At 64.5% G+C, this 20,101-nt stretch carries 14 protein-coding genes and 3 tRNA genes; 6 read left to right on the top strand and 11 right to left on the bottom strand.

Translation table 11 applies throughout. The annotated features are described in order from the left end of the window. Positions 1–68 precede the first annotated feature (68 nt). Entirely contained in the window at positions 69–362 is a 294-nt protein-coding gene (locus ACAW63_RS09575) for a hypothetical protein (protein ID WP_371233275.1), read from the top strand. Positions 363–637: 275 nt separating this feature from the next. Here the strand turns inward: ACAW63_RS09575 and ACAW63_RS09570 are convergent, their stop codons facing one another. The 8 genes from ACAW63_RS09570 to ACAW63_RS09535 all read right to left on the bottom strand — a co-directional run bounded on the left by ACAW63_RS09570 (position 638) and on the right by ACAW63_RS09535 (position 9,471). Beyond that, positions 638–1,918, bottom strand: coding sequence for a TolC family protein (locus tag ACAW63_RS09570; protein ID WP_371233274.1), 1,281 nt, complete (start codon positions 1,916–1,918; stop codon positions 638–640). 359 nt (positions 1,919–2,277) lie between these two features. Then, positions 2,278–3,555, bottom strand: a complete 1,278-nt coding sequence (locus tag ACAW63_RS09565) for an HlyD family type I secretion periplasmic adaptor subunit (protein ID WP_371233272.1) — start codon at positions 3,553–3,555, stop codon at positions 2,278–2,280. Between the two features lie 37 nt (positions 3,556–3,592). Continuing rightward, entirely contained in the window at positions 3,593–5,779 is a 2,187-nt protein-coding gene (locus ACAW63_RS09560; protein WP_371233271.1) for a type I secretion system permease/ATPase, read from the bottom strand. Positions 5,780–6,004: 225 nt separating this feature from the next. Beyond that, positions 6,005–6,907, bottom strand: a complete 903-nt coding sequence (locus ACAW63_RS09555; RefSeq protein WP_371233270.1) for an OmpA family protein — start codon at positions 6,905–6,907, stop codon at positions 6,005–6,007. A 90-nt stretch (positions 6,908–6,997) separates the two neighbouring features. Beyond that, a complete protein-coding gene (locus ACAW63_RS09550) occupies positions 6,998–8,884 on the bottom strand; it encodes an Ig-like domain-containing protein (protein ID WP_371233268.1) in 1,887 nt (628 codons plus the stop codon). A gap of 344 nt (positions 8,885–9,228) precedes the next feature. Continuing rightward, positions 9,229–9,304: transfer RNA gene (locus ACAW63_RS09545), tRNA-Lys, on the bottom strand. A gap of 5 nt (positions 9,305–9,309) precedes the next feature. Next, positions 9,310–9,386, bottom strand: a tRNA-Pro gene (locus tag ACAW63_RS09540). A 9-nt stretch (positions 9,387–9,395) separates the two neighbouring features. Beyond that, positions 9,396–9,471: transfer RNA gene (locus tag ACAW63_RS09535), tRNA-Asn, on the bottom strand. A gap of 214 nt (positions 9,472–9,685) precedes the next feature. On the opposite strand from ACAW63_RS09535, the gene ACAW63_RS09530 reads away from it, so the two are divergent. After that, positions 9,686–11,998, top strand: a complete 2,313-nt coding sequence (locus ACAW63_RS09530; protein ID WP_371233267.1) for a DUF1631 domain-containing protein — start codon at positions 9,686–9,688, stop codon at positions 11,996–11,998. Further along, a complete protein-coding gene (locus tag ACAW63_RS09525) occupies positions 11,991–12,344 on the top strand; it encodes a PilZ domain-containing protein (protein ID WP_371233265.1) in 354 nt (117 codons plus the stop codon). The genes ACAW63_RS09530 and ACAW63_RS09525 overlap by 8 nt, the downstream gene beginning before the upstream one ends. 94 nt (positions 12,345–12,438) lie before the next feature. On the opposite strand, the gene clpB is transcribed toward ACAW63_RS09525, so the two are convergent. The 3 genes from clpB to rluD form a co-directional block, all read right to left on the bottom strand. Then, the gene (clpB, locus tag ACAW63_RS09520) at positions 12,439–15,003 is read right to left on the bottom strand and encodes an ATP-dependent chaperone ClpB (RefSeq protein WP_371233263.1); all 2,565 of its coding nucleotides are present in this window, start codon (positions 15,001–15,003) and stop codon (positions 12,439–12,441) included. A 274-nt stretch (positions 15,004–15,277) separates the two neighbouring features. Further along, positions 15,278–16,003, bottom strand: a complete 726-nt coding sequence (gene pgeF, locus ACAW63_RS09515; protein WP_371233262.1) for a peptidoglycan editing factor PgeF — start codon at positions 16,001–16,003, stop codon at positions 15,278–15,280. Continuing rightward, a complete protein-coding gene (gene rluD / locus ACAW63_RS09510; protein WP_371233261.1) occupies positions 16,000–16,959 on the bottom strand; it encodes a 23S rRNA pseudouridine(1911/1915/1917) synthase RluD in 960 nt (319 codons plus the stop codon). Before rluD ends, pgeF begins: the two co-directional genes overlap by 4 nt. Before the next feature lie 149 nt (positions 16,960–17,108). Here rluD and ACAW63_RS09505 point away from each other — a divergent pair, with 149 nt between their 5' ends. The 3 genes from ACAW63_RS09505 (at position 17,109) to ACAW63_RS09495 (ending at position 20,087) form a co-directional block, all read left to right on the top strand. Next, entirely contained in the window at positions 17,109–18,134 is a 1,026-nt protein-coding gene (locus ACAW63_RS09505) for an outer membrane protein assembly factor BamD (protein ID WP_371233260.1), read from the top strand. A gap of 137 nt (positions 18,135–18,271) precedes the next feature. Next, positions 18,272–18,508, top strand: a complete 237-nt coding sequence (locus ACAW63_RS09500) for a PP0621 family protein (protein ID WP_207888483.1) — start codon at positions 18,272–18,274, stop codon at positions 18,506–18,508. Continuing rightward, the gene (locus tag ACAW63_RS09495; RefSeq protein WP_371233259.1) at positions 18,498–20,087 is read left to right on the top strand and encodes an ATP-binding protein; all 1,590 of its coding nucleotides are present in this window, start codon (positions 18,498–18,500) and stop codon (positions 20,085–20,087) included. The genes ACAW63_RS09500 and ACAW63_RS09495 overlap by 11 nt, the downstream gene beginning before the upstream one ends. Positions 20,088–20,101: the final 14 nt, after the last annotated feature.

The raw sequence follows: 20,101 nt of genomic DNA, 5'->3' as shown, positions 1-20,101 counted from the left end.
TATGACAGGAGCCCACCGATGGCAGCCCCCTGTTGTTATGCCGCTGCACCAAAGGGTGAACACTGGCCATGATCTGCGTCAGTGCGACTCAGCGATTTGGGGGTAGGAAATGGACGGCGGGTATTACAAAGCATTTCAGAAATGCCTTTCAAGGCCCCGGCCTTTCATTTTTAACAAGATATTTTCTCAACGCGGGAAACAGTGGCGGCATGAATCGCTCAGAAAATGAGCAATTCACGCAAACTGGGAAAGGGTATTGCCTGCCTGCCAAAGGCCTGTCCGCGGGAGCCACGAAATTGTGTCAGATCCATGAAAAACGCGGCTTTCAAAGCCATTGCGAGGAAAGCGAACCCGGCCTGTGAAGCACTTGGCAAAGACCTTGCCATGATGGCGATCAAGAACCTTCGCGAAAGTCGTCGAAGCACTGCCTGCACCCTGCGACACATCGACGCACAGCGCCATTTGCAAGGGGCAAACTGCTTCAAGTTGTGACGACCCTACTGGACGATCCAGGCGCTCCTCGGCATGTCCGCCCCACAATGGGGATGAGTCGAGCCTCCATGACCACCGAAGCGGACATGCCGGGAGGAAAGGGGATGAACTGGGCGGGGACGGTCGTTACGCGGACAGTGCACGATCAACGGATAGTCGACTCGCTGCCCGGCGCCAGCCAGGCCATCAGGCCGCTGGTTTCCGCGCGGATGCGCAGGTCGGCGACCTTGGCGCTGTAGTAGGTATCGGACGCGGCGATCTGGTGCGTGTAGTACTCGTTCTCGGCGATCAGTACATCCAGCAGCGTGCGCTTGCCCAAGTGGTACCACTGGTCATAGAACATCTTGCGAACCCGGTCGGACTCCGTCAGCAGCGCCTTGTAGTCATCAGCGCGCGCCGCCGACAGGTCGCGCTGCTCGACCAGATTGCGGATGCGGTACTCCGACTCGCGACGGGTCACCTCCATCTTCTCCTCGGCCGCGCTCGCCCGGGCATAGGCCGCGCGCTGCGCCGCCGACGCCGAACCACCGGAAAACGCCTGCCACTCCACGGCAAGGCCAGTCGACCAGGGCTCGCTGTTGTCGATCATACTGTTGCCGGTGCTGCGCCCCACCACCCAGTTCAGCTTCGGCATGCGCGACGACTTCACCGACTCGGCATTGGCGAGCGCCGCCTCCTTCTCCCAACGTGCCTGACGCAGCACGGGCTGCTCGGGCAGCAGCTCCAGCGCCTGGTCCAACGGCATTGGCGACCAGTCCCACTGCACACCCGCCGGCACCGTCACCTCCTCGCCCACCAGCTTGGTCAGAGTCACCCTGGTTTCCTGCAGCTTGGACTGCACCATGTCGCGGGCGGTTTCCGCCTGCAGCAGGCGCGAGCGTGCCTGCACCACCTCGCTACCACGGCCGGGGTCCACGGCGGCGATCTTCGACAGCATGTCCACCAGCTCACGCATGCGCGCCACATAACGCTCGCTGATCTCCAGCGACTCCTGCTGGTGGGCCAGTTCCACAACCGCCGAGGCGGTATTGTAGGCAACCGTCACCTGCGTCTGGCCCTTCGCCTCTTCCTGGGCATTCGCGGTATTGCTGCGGCTGTCGATGGTGTGGCGGATCGCCCCGAAGTCATAGACCGGCGTCACCATCTGCACCGTCGTGCCGCCATCGTTGCCGTAGTCGCTCCTGCTGGACTGCAGCGTCTTCGAACTGGCGCTGATCTGTACCTGCGGCCAGCGCTCGCCCTTGGCCTGATCCACATCGCCCTTGGCCGCCAGCCAGTTGGCGTCGGCCTGCTTCATCTCCGGGCTGATGCGCAGCGCGGTATTCACCATCTCGCGGAGGTAGGCGAGCGAGGCCTCCGCCTGGCCCATGCCCGAGGCCGAGACTGCGCTCCCATTGCCGTACAGGGAGCCGGTGCCGATGCCCACTGGCAGGCTCAGATCCAGAGCGGGCTTCGCGGCAGTCGCACGTGCTTCTGGAGCCTTGACCGGCACTTTCTCGGCATCAACGATGGCTGCTGGCCTGGCGACGACAGTCCTTGCAAGCGGAGCCGACTCTGGGGCAGCCGGCATTGCGCCAGGCATCGCCCGAGAGGCATCGGACTCTGCCGCAGCTCGCTCCTTTGGTGTGGAGTAGAAGCTCAGCGAGCCGGTATAGCTATCCGACGATGCCGCATCGGCACCCGAGATGGCCGCCAGCGAGGCCACCGCCGCGGCGAGCGCCGGGCGGCCGAACCGGGATCGATTACGCGGGTTCTTCGAGGTCAGTTCAGGGCGTTTCATTCTCATCATCTCTCGCGGAAGGCCTCACGCGCCTTCAGCGCGGGCTTGAGCAGGTAATCCAGGATGGTTTTTTCTCCGGTCCGGATTTCCGCGGTCGCGGTCATGCCGGGGATGATCGGGAAGCGCTTGTCGCCCTTGCTCAGCTCGGCTTCGTCGGTGCGGATCAGCACCCGGTAGAACGAGGTATCCGGGCGGCCCTGACGGGCCATCTCGTCGTCCTTGATGGTGTCGGGACTGATGAGCTCGACCTTGCCGGTGAGGCCGCCGTAGATGGCGAAGTCGTAGGCGGAAATCTTCACCGTGGCGGGCAGGCCGGGGCGCAGGAAAGCCACGTCGGCCGGACGAATCTTCGCCTCCACCAGCAGGCGATCCTCCAGCGGAACGATCTCCATGATGTCCTGGCCCTGCTGGATCACACCGCCGATGGTGGTGACGCGGACGTTCTTCACGATGCCCTTGAGCGGCGCCGTCAGCGTGGTGCGCTTCATCACGTCCTCACGCCCTGCCGCGCTCTCCACGGACTGGGCGAGCTCGCTCTCCACCCGCGTCAGCTCGGCGTTGGCCTCGGAGCGGTACTTGTTGCGGCGCTCGCTGATCTGCAGGTTGAACTCGTTGGCCTGGCGGCGCATGCGCAGGATCTCCACGTCCGAGATCAGGCCCTGCCTGGCCAGCCGCTCCGAGACAGTCAACTCGCCCTGGGCCAGCGACAGGCTCTTCCGCAAGCCCGCAATGCCATCGTCCAGCGCATGCTTACGGGCGTTGTAGGCCTGGGTCTCCGCCTCCACGATCGAAGACACGGCCACCACATCCGGCGGGAACACCAGGGGCTGGCCGTAGGCCTCCGAGCGCAGGCGCGCCAGCTGCCCCTTGAGCGCCAGCGCCTTGGACTGCGCTTCGCGGTAGCTTGCGCTGGCTCGGGTCGGGTCGATCTTCAGCAGGACCTGGCCTGCCTCCACCACATCGCCCTCACGGACGTTCATCTGCTCGAGAATGCCACCCTCCAGGCTCTGGATGACCTGCTCGCGGCTGGAGGGAATCACCTTGCCCTCGCCACGGGTGATCTCTTCCACCCGGGCGAAGTACGCCCAAAGAATGAGCCCACTGAACACCGATGCGATCAGCAGCAGCACCAGGGTACTCGCCGTGGTTTTCTGCTCGATCAGCGCGGCCTGCAGGTCCGAGATATAGGCAATATCGTTGTCGCGCAGCCGTGCGACTTCCTTCGCATACGGCGTGACACTCATCGTCGCCACCGCCATCTCGGGCTGTGCGACGGCCGGCATCGCTGCCGATCCGCTTCGGGAATCCGTCATGATCCGCTCACCAGGTCGTGGCCGGAGCCTTGCCCAGCGCGCTGCTGCTGTTGGCCTGCAGGGCGCGCAGCACTTCATCCTTCGGTCCGTCGGCAAGGATCTGCCCGGCGTCCATGACGATCAGGCGGCCGACCTGCCCCAACACCGAGAAACGGTGGGTCACCACCACCACGGTGCAGCCCTGGGTGGCCACCTCCAGGCGTTGCAGGAACAAGCGCTCGGTCTGCATGTCCATGCCACTGGTGGGCTCGTCCAGCAGCAGTACCTGTGGATGCAGCAACAGGGCCCGCGCCAGGGCAACCAACTGCCGCTGTCCGCCGGACAGCGCCTGCCCCATCTCGCCCACCGGGCGGTCGAAGCCCAGGGGATGTCCGGCCACCACGGAGTCCAGGCCGGTCAGGCGCACCACATGGAGGATTTCCTCGCTGCTCGCCGATGGATTGCCGATCAGCAGGTTGTCGCGCAGCGAACCGAAGAACAGCCGGGCATCCTGGCCAACGAAGCCCACCGTGGAATTCCAGTCCGCCGGGTCGATCTGCTCGGCATCGATGCCGTCGATCAGCAGTTGCCCCTCCACCGGCTGGTACAGGCGAGCCATGACCCGCAGCAGGGTCGACTTGCCGCTGCCGATGTTGCCGACGATGGCTACGCGCTCGCCGTGCCGGATGCTCAGGTCGATGTTGTTCAGCACCCTGGGCCGTGGCTGCATCGGCGGAGCCGGGTAGGAGAACTTCAGCTTGCGCAGCGACAGCGTCGCGTTCTTCGGCGCCTCCAGGTAGCGACGGTTGTTGTCGCGTACGGTGGGGATTTCCATCAGTTGGTTCAGGGAATTCAGCGCTGTCTTTGCCTGCTGGTAACGCACGGCCAGACCCACCGTGCCGGCCAATGGGGCGAGCGCCCGGCCGCTGAGCAGCACCATGCCGACCAGCACGCCCAGGGTCATGTCGCCGTCGCCGATGCGGTAGACGCCCCACAACACAAGGATCACCGTGGTCATCTGGGTGATCAGCGAGACCGCGTTGGCGGCCATGTTCGACAGGGCCTTGCTCTTGATCGACGAAGCGGCCAGTTGCGCACTGAAGTCTTCCCAGCGGCGCAGCATGCTGCCTTCGGCATGGGCCGCCTTGAGGGTCTCGACACCTTCGATCGCTTCGATCAGCAGACCGTGTTTCTGCGAGGCACCGCGCAGGTTCTCTTTCATGAGGCGCGACAGCGGCAGCTGGAGGTAGGCGCACACCCCGAGCAGGACGATCATCGAGCCCAACGGCACCAGCGCCAGCGGCCCGCCGATCACGAACAGCACGAAGACGAACAACAGGCAGAACGGCAGGTCCGCCAGGGTGGCGAGCGAAGCCGAGGTGATGAAATCACGCACCGACTCGAACTCACGGAACTGGTTGGCGAAGGAACCCGCTGACGGCGGCTTGTACTCCAGCCGCGCCTCCAGCAACTGGCGGAACAGCTTGGTTCCCAGGATCAGGTCGGCCTTCTTGCCGGCGGTATCGATCAGATGGGCGCGCACCTGGCGCGAGGTGAACTCGAACCCGATTGCCAGCACCACACCGGCGGCCAGGGACCACAGGGTGACATACGCCTGGTTGGGCACGACCCGGTCATAGACGTTCATGATGAAGAAGGTGCTGGCCAGCGCCAGGATGTTGATCAGCGCCGTCGCCAGCGCACTGCTGTAGTAGTAGCGGCGATAGCTCCAGAGGGTGGAGAACAGCCAGTGCCCCTTACCCTCCCCGCGCGGAATCTCAGTGCGCGCATCCGGTGCCGGCCTGGGCCGCACCAGCAGCGCGTAGCCCAGGTAGTGCTCCTGCAGAGCCTCGGCACTCAGGGTGATGGAGCCACCACCGGCCTCGGGAACGATCAGCTCGAACTGTTCGCCACGGCGGGCCACCAGGATGCGCGCCTCGCCATTGCGGAATAGCAGCATCAGCGGAAACAGATAGGACGACAGCTCGGCGGGGCGACGCTTTACCCAGCCGGCACCGATACCGGCCTGCTCGAGCATGCGCACCACCAGGCTCGGTTTCAGGCGTTGGTCGCGCGGCAGGCCGGCATGCAGAGACGCAAGGCTCGTCGGCCGCTTGAAGTGCACGCAGAACCAGCGCACGGCGGCCAGCAGGCTGTCACTTTCGGAGGCAACGCCCAGATCGACTGCTGCGTCGGGCGTCAGAGAGGGACTCATGGGGCACACCTTCACAGGTAAAGGGAAAGCTGTGCGCATGGTAGAAATGCGCCGTTTCCGGCGGCATCGGAAAACCCTGATTGGGCTGACGTACCTTTCCCTCACCTGCTTAGCCGTATTGCACGCCCCGCAGAGAAACAGAGGGATGAAAGCCCCCCATCAGGAACGCGCAGCGATACGCGCCCCTGATGGGAAGCACAGCAAGAGTAAGACGGAGCGGGCCTTTTACTTGCTCGCAGTCCCCTGGATGACCAGTTCCACGCGACGGTTCGGCGCGTTACAGGCGATGAGTTCCTTGCGCGAACCGCTATCGCACTGCACCACCGGCTCGTCGCTGCCACGGGAGGAAACCTCAACCAGATTGCTGGCGAGCCCCTGCTCCAGCAGCACGCGACGGATGGTTTCGGCGCGCTGACGCGACAGTCTCATGTTGGTCTGCGAGCTGCCGATCGGGTCGGCATGCCCCACCACCTCGATACCCTTGATGCTCTCGCGCTGTTGCTGAATCGCCTCTACCACCTCACGCAGGACGTCATGGCCTTCCGGGGTCAGGTCGTCGTAGCCGCCCTTGGCGAATTGGAACAACATGTCGCTGCGCAGGCTCAGTTTGCTCTGCGTCCCGGTCTTGCAGGGCACCACGGAACTGGCACGGCTGAGCACCTGGATCTGGCGGTGCAGGCCTTCGAGGCTCTGCTCGGCATCCTTGCCGGTGTGCACGATGGGGGTGCTCTGGTTCGGAGCGACAGGCGCTTCGAGGACATAGGTCTGCCCACCGTCGAGCCTGGCGTAACTCTGCGGGTTGCGCTTGCCGGTATATCCCGGCGCATCACCGATGTAGGACTCCAGCGAGTGCTCACCCGCCGGGGTGCAGAACAGGGTGTAGCCGCCGGGCATCAGGGCGCTATGCAATTGACCGTCGATGTAGACGTGAGCTGCGTCCTTGCCGCCATCCTTGCCACGGAACATCACGATCTGGGCCTGCTGGGGCACGACGGAGCCCACCTTCTGGTAAATCTCGCCGTATATCTTCGGGTTGGGCTCGAACGCCAGGCCCAAGGGGGAGTGGAAACCAGCGATCACTGCCAGGGCCGTCAGGGTCGCGGGCAGTTGGCGTTTGTGCTTTGGCACACCAATTCCAGTCATAGTCGATTTCATGTTCAAAACTCTCTGGCTGGCTCCGCCGACAGGGACGAAGCGCAGGGATTCGGGGCGGGGGCGTTAGACGATGCTGCTGGCGACGGCCTGCTTGATCAGGGCTTCGGCATCCAACTGGCTGTAGCCCTGGAAGATCGAACTGCCGAGCGCAGTGGTGCCGGTACTCTGCCAGGTACCCGAGCCGTGGTCGGGGTGGCCATTCAGGGCATCGCCTTCCACCGTTACCCCGGGCTGGCTACCCTTCTGGAACAGGTCGCTCTCACCTTGATTCAGCACGTCGTTGAGGGAGACGGTGAGTGCTTTGTCGCCGGCAAAGTCGGGCTTCTCGATCCTGGCCGGATCGTTGTCTGCGGATAGCCCCCGCAGATCCGGGCCCTGGTTGGCGCCAGCCAGCTCCAGCGTATCGGGGCCAGAACCAGCGAAGGTGTGAGTCGAGCCGTGGGCAGCGTATGCAGGGGGCTCGGAGGGCATCGAGAGGGCATCGCCACCCACCGCCGGCGTGACCGAGGCAGGATTGCTGGTGACGTACGAGGAGACCTGGTCACCAGTGACCTCGATACGGCCAGCGGTGTTGCCGGTCGACTCATAGGAGAACGACTGGATGACGTAGGCCCCGACCGGGGTGCTCATCGAGCCTGCATCCAGCAGGCTGGCGTTGCTGCCGTAGTCCTCTGCTACTGCAGTGGCGACCGGGGGGCCGTCCTGCCCGGTCCCGGCATCGAGCGGGTGGATGATGTCGCCCGGCGCGGCGTCGCTAACGGCGACCACCGGGGTGCTGTCGTTGACGTCGCTGGTCACATCACCGCCCTTCGGCGTGGTCGAGGCCGGGGTTTCGATAGTGATGGGAAGAAGGGTCGTGTCGCTCTGGTTGCCCGCCGGATCGGTGGCAATGATGGAGATTTCGTTGTTGCCCGCAGGCAGCGCCTGGGTCGGGGCCAATGACCAGTCGCCATTCTCGTCGGCCTTGGCATGGATCACCTCACCCGTGGAGAAGGTAACGGCCACCTCGACACCCGGCTCGGCCTTGCCGTCGAGGGTCGCTGTCTGGTTACTGGTGACGTCGTCACCCTTGGCATCACTGCCCGAGGCCGGAGCAAGCCAGGCCTCCGGAGCGGCAGGTGCGACGGTGTCGACGACGAGATCGATCACCTTGAGCGGGTCGCTGGGCTTCTCGCCGGGGACTTCCTGGATGACATCGATGCTGTGCGAGCCGTCGGCCAGTTGGGGGGTGTAGGACCAGGCACCATCCGACGCCACGGTGGTGGAACCGATTTCCTGGCCGTTGTCGATGATGTGAATGAGCGCGCCCGGCACACCATTGCCGGAGAGGGCCGGATGCGCATCGTCAGTGACATCGCCATTGGACAGCTGGCCCTGGATCGGGCCGACACCGTCGGTAGCGATGGAGTTGGTTGGCGCAGGACTGGTCGTGGTGTGGTGATGACCGTCATCGTTGTTGTGACGGATGACGGCGGCGACAGCGGCACCTGCGCCTGCCAGGCCGAGCAGCCAGGGCCACATGACGAAGCCCGCCGCCTCCTCGAAGGTGGGCGCCAGGTAAGAGCTGCCATCCGCCAGGGAGTCGCCGCCCAGACTGATGGGGGCGGACTCACCATCGGCCACCAGCAGGTGACCGTCGAAGCCTTCGCCGTCGGTACGCACATACGCATACAACTGACGGTCCTCGGCAACCCCGTAGAGTTGGCCGTCCATGCCGTCAGCGAAGAAGTTCTGGAGGGTCAGATCGGGCTTTTCGCTGCCCTCGAAGGTGATCTGCAGGTCATCGCCTACGCGCTTGACGGTGACGTTCTCGGGAGCGATATCGTTGTTTTCTACCTGGAGAAGGTACTTGGTGCCTTCATGCGCCTTGATCTTTCCACCGGCCTTGACTGCAACCTTCCTGGCTGCATTCTCAGAGACGGCAACAAGACCGATAGTTTCCACTGCCATTTAAACCCACCTCGGGAGGAACTCGTTTCGAGGTGAGAAGCTTAAGTTTCCGCCACACGCGAGGAGATCGGAACACTCCGACAAGGCGGCCTGATTTTCTGATCAGTGCTATCAGGTGCTTGCGAAATCACACCCTACAAGGTGGAAGCCCAGGCCAACGGCGAGCTCGTGATGATGTCGGACGGCGGCCTTGGACAGTCGAGTGTTCACACAGGCAATGGCGGAGTAGCGAAGGGGGACGCTGGAAGGCGCAAACAAAAAAGCCCACCTATGAAGGCGGGCTTTCTTGGTGAAGCGGCTTTTTATTCCGCTTCCAGCGTCCGACGATGCAGACGCCCTGAATATGGTGGGTCGTGTAGGATTCGAACCTACGACCAATTGGTTAAAAGCCAACTGCTCTACCGACTGAGCTAACGACCCATATTTGGTCGGGGTAGAGAGATTCGAACTCCCGACATCCTGCTCCCAAAGCAGGCGCGCTACCGGACTGCGCTATACCCCGCTTGGAAGTTGGCTCCGCGACCTGGACTCGAACCAGGGACCCAATGATTAACAGTCATTTGCTCTACCGACTGAGCTATCGCGGAACGACGAGCCTTCCAATCTCTTCTACTGATCTTCCGGCTTCACCGGAATCCCGTATCAGAGGCGCGCCATTTTACGTATATCGAAACGGCTGTCAACACTCTGATCCAAAAAGTTTTTCTCTTCTTTGCATGGGAGCAGGCGGATTGCTATATCTGCATGAATAACCGATGTGATCTCCACGGGTGTAACGGGCCGGTCACGGACAGGAAGAGCATGAGCACCAAGGACACCCCTCCGCCCTCATCGATCGCCAGTCGCGTCATCCAGCCGCGCTTCGGCGAGCTGATGCAAGCCTGTCGGCAAATGGCGATGAACCGCCTGGCCGAGTTGCTCGGTAATGTCTTTTCCCAGATCGACGACACGCTGTTCGAATGCGCAGAGAAGGCCGAGAACAATCAGGTGCAGGCGCTGTTCTTCGACGCCATGCGGCAGGTTCGCAGGGAGCGGCCAACTCTGGAGCGCTTCTATCACCAGCGTATCGCCCAGGGCCTGAACGACTTCCTCGAAGGCACGCTGCCCGCCGACGACCCTTATGACCAGCTGGATGCGGATCGGCTGACGCTGATAGAACACGACGAATATGAAGAGACCCTGCTCATCATCAATATGGTGAATCAGGTAAAGACGCAGTGCGTCCAGTCGCTGTTCACCCTCGGCCAGCGCCTGGCACTACTGAACAACGGCAGCAGGATCGGCGAGGACCGCAACCCCTTCGGCCCCCAGGCCATCGCCCGAGCCTATGGCGAAACCCTGGCACAGGCCGCCTTCCCCCTGCGCGTCAAAACCATCCTTTATGTGCTGTTCGATCAGCAGGTGATGCAGCACCTGGCGCCGCTCTACGATCAGTTGAACCAGCGCCTGATCGACGCCGGCATCCTGCCGAACCTCAGGTACCGGGTGCCCGATAAGCCCCCAACCCCGGCGCAGCGCCCTGCCCCGCCCGAGCCGAGCAGCGCTGCGCCGGCACCGCCCTTGCAGCCCCATCATTACGACGTCGCTGACCTGCCGGACCTCCCGCCAGCCGATCGCAACGCGCTGTTCGGCGGGTTGGCGGTCCTGCTGGCCGAATTCCGCCGGCGCGGCGACAAGGCCACGCTGTTCGGCAACAGCCACAGCATCGTCAGCTTCGGCCCCTCCGCCGAGGCTGCCACCACCACCTACAGCGCCGGCGAGCTGCTTGAGGCGCTGAACCGCCTGCAGCGCGAATCGGCCCAGGAAATGGCTCAGCGCCTGCGCCAACCACAGCCAGTGGACGCCCTGAAGGCCGATCTGCAGCGCGAGCTGGAGGCCGGCGCCGAGCAACCCGGCAATACCCGCCTGACCGACCAGGAAGCCGACGTCATCGATCTGGTGGGGATGGTTTTCGACTTCATCCTCGACGACGAAAACCTGCCCGACAGTTGCAAGACCACCCTCTCCCACCTGCACACGCCTTATCTGAAGGTCGCCCTGCAGGACAAGCAGCTGTTCACCCAGCATCACCATCCCGCGCGCAAGCTGCTCAATGCCATGGCCCAGGCCGGAGTGATCTATGGCGGAGAGGATGAGGAGCGCAGCCTGCTGGCGAAGATGCACTGGGTGGTGGAACGGGTGATCCAGGACTTCGTCGGCGATCTCGACCTGTTCGACGCGCTGCTCGGCGAGTTCAATGAGTTTGTCGCCAACCTGCGGCAGAAGGTGGAGCTGCGCGAACGCCGCGCCATGGAGGCGGCACGCGGCCGCGACCGCCTGCTGGCCGCCCGCGAGCAGGCGCTGGAGGCCATTGCCGCGATCACCGGAGGACGCGACCTGCCGCCGCTGGTACGCAACTTCCTGGAACAGAGCTGGTGTGACGCACTGACCTTCATTTCACTGCGTGCCGGCGAACACAGCGACGAGTGGAAGCGCGCCTGCGAAGTGGGCGAGCAACTGGCCTGGAGCGTCACCCCGCTGGATGAGGCAGGACGCGAGCACCTGCAGGCGCTGCGGTTGGGCCTGTTGGACGAGTTGCAGAAAGGGTTGGAACTGCTCGGCGGCTACCATGAGGATGGCATCCGCCGCCTGTTGCAGGATCTGGTCGCCTGCCAGCACGCGATCCAGGCGCAGCAGCCGCAGGTCGCGGCCCAGTTCAGGCAGGAGCTGCCGGAAAGCCCGCTGGGGGTCATGCTCGGCGCGGAAGGCCAGAGCCTCGACCGCAACACCGGCGAGCCCCTGTCCGAGCGTGCACGCGGGCTGCTCAAGGAATTGGCGCAGGTGGAGTTCGGTACCTGGTTCGAATTCCACGATGTCACACCGGCCCGCCGACTCAAGCTGTCCTGGTTCAGCCCGACTACCCGCAACTACATGTTCGTCGACCACACCGGTCAACGCGTGGCCGTCAAACCCTTGGTACAGCTGGCACTGGACATGGAGGCAGGCAAGGTTCGCCTGGCCCCAACGGACCATGTCACTCCCTTGATGGATCGCGCGCTGAACATGGCCTATCGGATCCTGCAACGTATCACCGGGCGCCCCCCGGGACAGAACCGAGGAACACTCGATGAGTGAACGTCGCCAGCACCACCGGCACCAGACCGGGCTGACCGTAGAGGTCTTCGACCGCCACTCCGGGCGCAGTCTCGGACGCCTCGCCGACCTGTCCAGCGAGGGCTTCATGCTCTGCGGCGTGGACGTGCCGAACGTCGACTCGGTCTGGGACTGCCGCCTGATCCCACGGCCGCCGCTGGATGGCATAGGGGAAATCCAGCTGGGCGCCGACTGCCTGTGGAGCCGCGGGGGCTCCAATGGCCAGCTGGGCTGGGCGGGCTTCCACATCATCGACCTCGCCGAGGATCAGGCCCTGGTATTGGAGCGCCTGCTCAGCATGCTGGCGGAGTCGCGCGAGGCCCCCTGAGCCGGCACTGAAAGGTTCGCGAGCAAACTGGCGCCTACAAGATCCAGACAAGAAAAAAGCCCCGCATTGCGGGGCTTTTTTCTTGGGCTGTGGATCAGGAGAAGACGATCTCGTCGTTCTCCACCTTGGCGTGGATCTTCGCGCCCGGCAGGAACTTGCCGGCCAGGATCAGTTGCGCCAGCGGGTTCTCGATCCAGCGCTGGATCGCACGCTTGAGCGGGCGGGCGCCGTAGACCGGGTCGAAACCGACGGCGATCAGCTTGTCCATCGCCTCGCTGCTCAGCTCCAGGCTCAGCTCGCGCTCGGCCAGGCGCTTGCGCAGGCGGCCCATCTGGATCTGGGCGATGCCAGCGATCTGCTCGCGAGCCAAGGGCTCGAAGACCACCACCTCGTCGATCCGGTTGATGAACTCCGGACGGAAGTGCGCATTCACCGCATCCATCACCGCCGCGCGCTGGGCCTCGCGGTCGCCGATCAGCTCCTGGATCTGCGCCGAACCGAGGTTGGAGGTCATCACGATCACGGTGTTGCGGAAGTCCACCGTACGACCATGGCTGTCGGTCAGGCGACCGTCTTCCAGGACCTGCAGGAGCACGTTGAAGACATCCGGGTGAGCCTTCTCCACCTCGTCCATCAGCACCACGGAGTACGGCTTGCGGCGCACGGCCTCGGTCAGGTAGCCGCCCTCTTCATAGCCGACGTACCCCGGAGGCGCTCCAATCAGACGGGCCACGGAGTGCTTCTCCATGAACTCGGACATGTCGATGCGCACCAGCGCCTCCTCGGTGTCGAAGAGGAATTCGGCCAGGGCCTTGCACAGCTCGGTCTTGCCCACCCCGGTCGGGCCGAGGAAGAGGAAGGAGCCACTCGGACGATTCGGGTCGGCGAGACCGGCACGGGAACGACGCACCGCGTTGGCCACGGCCACCACGGCCTCGTTCTGGCCAATGACGCGCTTGTGCAGCTCGTCTTCCATGCGCAGCAGCTTCTCGCGCTCGCCTTCGAGCATCTTGGACACCGGGATGCCGGTCCACTTGGACACGACCTCGGCGATTTCCTCGTCGGTCACCTTGTTGCGCAGCAGCTGGTTCTCGGTCTTGCCGTGCTGGTCGACCATCTGCAGGCTGCGTTCCAGGTCCGGAATGGTCTGGTACTGGATGCGCGCCATGGTCTCCAGGTCGCCCTTGCGCCGGGCCGCTTCCATTTCCTGCTTGGCCTGCTCGATCTTCTGCTGGATCTGCGCGGAACCCTGGACCTCGGCTTTCTCCGACTTCCAGATTTCCTCGAGGTCGGCGTACTCGCGCTCGAGCTTGGCGATGTCTTCTTCCAGCTTGGCGAGGCGCTTCTTGGTGGCCTCGTCGTCTTCCTTCTTCAGCGCCTCGCGCTCGATCTTCAGCTGGATCAGGCGGCGATCCAGGCGATCAAGCTCCTCCGGCTTGGAGTCGATCTCCATGCGGATGCGGCTGGCGGCCTCGTCGATCAGGTCGATGGCCTTGTCCGGCAGCTGGCGGTCGGTGATGTAGCGGTGGCTGAGCTTGGCCGCGGCGATGATCGCGCCGTCGGTGATGGTCACACCGTGGTGCACCTCGTAGCGCTCTTTCAGGCCACGCAGGATGGCGATGGTGTCCTCCTCGCTCGGCTCGTCCACCAGGACCTTCTGGAAGCGGCGCTCCAGGGCGGCGTCCTTCTCGATGTACTGGCGGTACTCGTCCAGGGTGGTGGCGCCCACGCAGTGCAGCTCGCCACGGGCCAGGGCCGGCTTGAGCATGTTGCCGGCGTCCATGGCGCCCTCGGCCTTGCCGGCGCCGACCATGGTGTGCAGTTCGTCGATGAACAGGATGATCCGGCCTTCCTGCTTGGACAGTTCGTTCAGAACGGCTTTCAGGCGCTCCTCGAACTCGCCACGGAACTTGGCGCCGGCAATCAGCGCGCCCATGTCCAGCGCCAGCAGACGCTTGTCCTTCAGGCCGTCGGGCACTTCGCCATTGACGATGCGCTGGGCCAGGCCTTCGACGATGGCGGTCTTGCCCACGCCGGGCTCGCCGATCAGCACGGGGTTGTTCTTGGTGCGGCGCTGCAGGACCTGGATGGTCCGGCGGATTTCGTCGTCACGGCCGATCACCGGGTCGAGCTTGCCGTCCTCGGCACGCTTGGTCATGTCGACGGTGTACTTGTCCAGCGCCTGGCGCGACTCCTCGGCGTTCGGGTCGTTGACCGCCTCGCCGCCGCGCAGGTTGGCCACGGCGTTTTCCAGGGCTTTCTTGGACACGCCCTGGCTGCCCAGCAGCTTGCCGAGCTTGGTGCTGTCGTCCATGGCGGCGAGCAGTACCAGTTCGCTGGAGATGAACTGGTCGCCCTTCTGCTGGGCCAGGCGGTCGGCCTGGTTGAGCAGGCGCGCCAGATCCTGCGACAGGTTCACATCGCCGGTGGGGCTCTGGATCTTCGGCAGCGAGTCCATCTCTTTATTGAGGGCGCTGCGCAGGGCAGGGATATCGAAGCCGACCTGCATCAGCAGGGGCTTGATCGAGCCGCCCTGCTGCTCCAGCAGGGCGGAAATCAGGTGTACCGGCTCGATGGCCGGGTGGTCATGTCCAACGGCCAGGGACTGGGCATCGGAGAGCGCAAGCTGCAGCTTGCTGGTCAAACGGTCTATTCGCATGAGGGTCGTCCTTCCTTTCTATAGCGGGCCGGAGCGATGAGTGCCCCTGGTCACGACAAAGCCCGCCGGGATGCCAGATAGATAAGGTCGATTTTGGTCGGTTCAAGCCATTTGGCCATGACATCCGTCAGATGATGCTGTCGAAATGGGCGTAGGAGCGTACTTGCCAGCCGTTTCGGGTGGTGGACCTGTAGGAGCGAGTTTGCTCGCGAACCGCTTGCTGCCGTGGTGTCCGTCGGGGTTCGCGAGCAAGCTCGCTCCTACGAAAAGCAGGTCAGGCCAACCAGATCAGGCTGGCCAGGCGGCCGGTGCGGGAGCTGCGGCGGTAGGAATAGAAGCGCTCGGTATCGGTGAAGGTGCACAGCCCGCCACCGTAGACCGCCGTCACGCCCTTGGCGGCGAGGCGGATGCGCGCCAGCTCATAGATGTCGGCCATGAACTTGCCGGCATTGGCGCTGGGTACGAACGCGCGCGCAGCCTCGGCACGATCCGCCAGGAAAGCTTCGCGCACCTCCGGACCAACTTCGAAGGCCTGCGGACCGATGGACGGGCCGAGCCAGACCAGCAGTTCACCCGGCGCAACGCCCAGGGCGTCGACCGTAGCTTCCAGCACGCCACCGGCCAGCCCGCGCCAGCCGGCATGGGCAGCGGCAACGCGGGTGCCGGCGCGGTCGCAGAACAGCGCAGGCAGGCAATCGGCGGTCATGATGGTGCAGGCCACACCGGGGGTCTCGCTCCAGCTGGCGTCCGCGGTGGCAACAACGGACGGATCGGCCTCGACCACATCGATGCCATGCACCTGGCTCAGCCACGCCGGCTGGCAGTCCAGCGCCGTGGTCAGGCGCCGACGGTTTTCGGCGACGGCGGCCGGTTCATCGCCGACATGGTCCCCCAGGTTGAAGCTGTCGAAAGGCTCCGCGCTGACGCCACCGGCCCGAGTGGTCACACAGGCGCGAACATTCGCCGGGGCCGGCCAGTCGGGCGTCAGCCAGGGGTTCATACGAAGGACTCGTTATCCTGCCGCAGCAGGCTCAGCAGCCAGGTGAAGTCGTCCGGCAGCGGCGACTCCCACTTCATTCGCACGTTGGTCGCCGGGTGGTCCAGCTCCAGGAAGCGCGCATGCAGGGCCTGGCGCGGGAAATCGCGCAGGGATTCGATCAGGGTCGGGCTCGCTCCCGGCGGAATGCGGAAACGCCCGCCGTAGGTGGGATCGCCCACCAGCGGGTGGCCGATGTGCGTCATATGGACGCGGATCTGGTGGGTACGGCCGGTTTCCAGCTTCACTCGCACGTGGGTATGGGCGCGGAAGCGGTCCAGCACGCGGTAATGGCTGACGGCGACCTTGCCGGCGTCCACCACGGCCATCTTCTGTCGCTGCACGCCATGGCGGCCGATCGGCGCATCGACGGTGCCGCCGGAGACGATCACGCCGGTGACGATGGCTTCGTAGATCCGACTGACGGTACGAGCCTGCAGCTGCGCGACCAGGTTGGTGTGGGCTTCGAGGGTCTTGGCCACCACCATCAGACCGGTGGTGTCCTTGTCCAGGCGATGCACGATGCCGGCGCGCGGCACGTTGGCCAGGTGCGGCACATGGTGCAGCAGCGCGTTGAGCAGGGTGCCGTCCTGATGGCCGGCGGCGGGGTGAACCACCAGTCCGGTCGGCTTGTCGATGACCAGGATGTGGTCGTCTTCATAGACGATGTCCAGCTCGATGTCCTGGGCCTTCCACTCGCCCTGGGCCTCCAGCTCCACCTGCAGTTCCAGGCGCGAGCCGGCGTGAACGGTGTCACGCGGACGCAGCACGGCGCCATCCACCGTCAGGCGGCCGTCCTTGATCCAGCTGGCCAGGCGCGAGCGGGAGTGATCGGAGAAGAGCTGGGCGGCGACCTGGTCGAGACGCTGACCACCGAGGTCGAACGGCACTTCTGCCGCGAGTTGGATGATATCGGACATGGCGGGACACGAAGGGCGCGCGGCCTTTTGGTTCGGCTGCGCGCTGTGGTTAAATACGGGGCCTTTGTCCCAGGGGTATCCCCCTGGGGCGCCAATCATAACAGACGGTTGCGGCCGCGACAGCCGACCGTCCAGGGACGCAAGCCGCCATGCAAGTGAAACACCTGCTGCTGATCGCCATCCTCGCCTTCGTCACCGCCTGCTCCTCCAAGGGCGAGAAGGTGGATGAGAACCTGAGCGAAAGCCAGCTGTACCAGCAGGCCCAGGACGATCTGAACAACAAGAGCTACACCAACGCCGTGGCCAAGCTGAAGGCGCTGGAGTCCCGCTACCCGTTCGGTCGCTATGCGGAACAGGCTCAGTTGGAGCTGATCTACGCCAACTACAAGAACATGGAGCCCGAGGCCGCGCGTTCCGCCGCCGAGCGCTTCATCCGCCTGCACCCGCAGCACCCCAACGTCGACTACGCCTATTACCTCAAGGGCCTGGCCTCCTTCGACCAGGACCGTGGCCTGCTGGCGCGCTTCCTGCCGCTGGACATGACCAAGCGCGATCCGGGCGCCGCCCGTGATTCCTTCAACGACTTCGCGCAACTGGTCAGCCGCTTCCCGAACAGCCGCTACGCCCCGGACGCCAAGGCGCGCATGATCTACCTGCGCAACCTGCTGGCCGCCTATGAAGTGCACGTCGGCCACTACTACCTCAAGCGCCAGGCTTATGTCGCCGCCGCCAACCGCGGCCGCTACGTGGTGGAAAACTTCCAGGAAACCCCGGCCGTCGGCGATGGCCTGGCGATCATGATCGAGGCTTACCAGCGCCTGGGCATGAACGACCTGGCCGATTCCAGCCTGCAGACCCTGAAGCTGAACTACCCGGACAACCCGAGCCTGAAGGACGGCCAGTTCGTCCCGCGCGAGGACGAGGCCGACAACCGCTCCTGGCTGGCCAAGGCGACCCTGGGCCTGATCGAGAGCAACGACGCCCCGCCGCACATGGAAACCCAGGCGAGCAAGGACGTGATCAAGCAGTACGAAGACGCCGAGCAGCAGATTCCGGCGGAGCTCAAGCCTGAGAACCAGTCGGACGTGCAGGAAGAAGAGCATGAGTCCGAAGGCAACAGCGGCAGCAGCGACCGTTCCTGGTTCAGCTACATGACCTTCGGCATCTTCGACTGAGTGGCGAGGATGCGCTGATCAAGGGAGGCCTCGGCCTCCCTTTTTCATGGGCGATCGTCCGCCGGCGCGGACCACGTCTCTGTGCGCGAACCCACGCCTTGGATACACTGCGGCTCTCTATGGAATAAGGGAACGCCATGACCCGCCTGCTGTTCTGGATCCTACTGTTCGCGCTCGGCTGGTGGCTGTGGCGCAAGGCCACCCGTCCCGCCCGCCCCAGCGCGCCGGAGCCCCGCGAGGAGCAAACGGTGCCCATGGTGCGCTGCGCCCAGTGCGGGGTCCACGTCCCTCGCAGCAATGCCCTGCAGGACGAGAGCAACTGGTACTGCAGCCGCGCTCATCTCGAGCAGGATCGTGCAGACCGTGGCCACTGAAGGCATTTCGCTCACCGGGCAGGGACGGCGCGTCCTGCGCCTGTATCACCTGTACCGCCTGACCATAGGGCTGGTCCTGGTACTGCTGATTTCCAGCAACCTGGACGGCGAGATCCTCAAGCTCGCCCACACCGAACTGTTCCACATCGGCTGCTGGACCTACCTGGTGGTCAACATCCTGATCGCCGTCCTCATGCCGGCCCCCCGGCAACTGATGCCGCTGTTCATCCTGGCGGCGCTGGACGTGCTGATGCTCAGCGGCCTGTTCTACGCCGCCGGCGGCGTCCCCAGCGGTATCGGCACGCTGATGGTGATCGCCGTCGCCATCGCCAACATCCTGCTGCGCGGCCGGATAGGCCTTCTGATTGCCGCATTGGCGTCCATCGGGCTGATCTACCTGACCTTCTACATCAGCCTTACCCAGGAGATCGCCTTCAACCACTATGTACAGGCCGGCGGGCTGGGCGCCCTGTGCTTCGCCTCGGCGCTGCTGATCCAGGCGCTGGCGCGCCGCCAACAGGTCATCGAGAACCTCGCGGAACAACGGGCCGCCACGGTAGCCAATCTCGAAGAACTCAACGCCCTGATCCTCCAGCGCATGCGTACCGGCATCCTGGTGCTGGACGATCAGCAGCGCGTGCTGCTGGCCAACCAGAGCGCCACCACCCTGCTCGGCGGACAGGAACTGGCCGGACAGCCACTGGCCGAGCACAGCGCAGCGCTGCTCAACAGCCTGCGGCTGTGGCAGCGGAACCCCGCCCTGCGGCCGCCCAGCCTGCAGCCACACGAGACCGCGCCCAGCGTGCAGCCCGCCTTCATCCCCCTGCACCGTGGCCATGAACAGCACACCCTGATGTTCCTCGAGGACATCTCGCAGATCGCCCAGCAGGCGCAGCAGCTCAAGCTGGCCTCGCTCGGCCGCCTCACCGCCGGCATCGCCCATGAGATCCGCAACCCCCTGGGCGCCATCAGCCACGCCGCGCAATTGCTGCTGGAGTCAGAAGAACTCGATCCACCGGACCGACGGCTGACGCAGATCATCCAGGACCAGTCGCGGCGCATGAACCTGGTGATCGAGAACGTGCTGCAGCTGTCGCGCCGACGCCAGGCGGAACCCCAATCGCTCGACCTGAAATACTGGCTGCAGCGTTTCGTCGACGAACAGCGTGAGGGGCTGCGCGAAGACCAGCAGCTGCATGTCGAAACCGGGCCCGGCGCTGTGCAGACGCGCATGGACCCGCATCAGCTGACGCAGGTGCTGACCAACCTGGTCCAGAATGGGTTACGGTACAGCGCCAAGAAAAACGGCACCGGCCAGGTGTGGCTGCGCCTGTTCCGCGACAGCGAAACCGACCTGCCGATCCTGGAAGTCCTCGACGATGGCCAGGGCATTGCGGCGGAGCAGCGGGTGAGGCTGTTCGAGCCGTTCTTCACCACCGAAAGCAAGGGCACAGGTCTTGGGCTGTACATCTCCCGGGAGCTCTGTGAAAGCAACCAGGCGCGCCTGGACTATAAGACGCGTGACGAGGGGGGCAGCTGCTTCCGCATCACCTTCGCCCATCCACGCAAACAAAGCTAAGAACACGCAATGAG

This window comes from Pseudomonas sp. QE6 (assembly GCF_041379005.1).
In the GTDB taxonomy this organism is placed as follows: domain Bacteria; phylum Pseudomonadota; class Gammaproteobacteria; order Pseudomonadales; family Pseudomonadaceae; genus Pseudomonas.
The sequence above is the reverse complement of the archived record's forward strand: the minus strand, read 5'-3'. Positions and strand labels throughout refer to the sequence as shown.